Annotated in this window: 1 protein-coding gene; it reads right to left on the bottom strand. The window is 44.3% G+C overall.

All coding sequences use genetic code 11. The annotated features are described in order from the left end of the window. Positions 1-365: 365 nt before the first annotated feature. Entirely contained in the window at positions 366-650 is a 285-nt protein-coding gene (locus tag AACR77_RS15400; RefSeq protein ID WP_231563261.1) for an antitoxin Xre/MbcA/ParS toxin-binding domain-containing protein, read from the bottom strand. Between the last annotated feature and the right edge of the window lie 13 nt (positions 651-663).

The raw sequence follows: 663 nt of genomic DNA, 5'->3' as shown, positions 1-663 counted from the left end.
TCTGTTTTCTGTTTTCTGTTTTCTGTTTTCTGTTTTCTGTTTATATGAATCTAATTTATTACTGAGTGATGGAGCATTGATGTCTTAAGCTAAGTTAAGGAACTTTAATTTATCAGTGCTCTTTAAATTTCATTTATTTAAAAAAATAGCTTATGGGGGGGGGGTAGTAAAACTGGTTTCTCTTCGCTGCGCAGCAGCGGAATGTTGAAATGGAAAAAATTAATTTATAGCTCTCATAATTAGTAAATGGACAGTTTTCCGAATTTTTCAAGTGGGGGGATGTGAAAAAGTTTGAAAATAATTCTGTTTGGTGGAAATTTGGCCAATCTGGATGGTTTTATTCTCACCGCCCCCCGACTTATTGCTTATACGCAAACCCCATGCCTAATCCGTCCCACCAGATCGACAACGGCCTGAACCCCCATCGGTGTCTTCAATAGCTCGGCTGGAGCTACGCCACCGAGGCCCCAGGCTGGTCTGTTTAGCCATGACAACGCCTTGGCAGTATCGTTCTTGTTGAGGGATAGTGCCGCATCGAGTGCCTGTACAACGCCGTATACCCTAGCACCCTGAGAGATTGATAGGGGGGCCCCAATCCTCAGCTTGCGAGCAACAGTGTGGCGGCTAATGCCTGCTAGGCGGCATATCAAACCTATGTCTGCA

Origin of the sequence: Aeromonas sp. ZOR0002 (genome assembly GCF_963866995.1) — a bacterium.
GTDB classification, from domain to species: Bacteria; Pseudomonadota; Gammaproteobacteria; order Enterobacterales; family Aeromonadaceae; genus Aeromonas; species Aeromonas caviae.
Note: the sequence above shows the minus strand (reverse complement) of the source record. Positions and strands in the feature narration are given on the sequence as shown.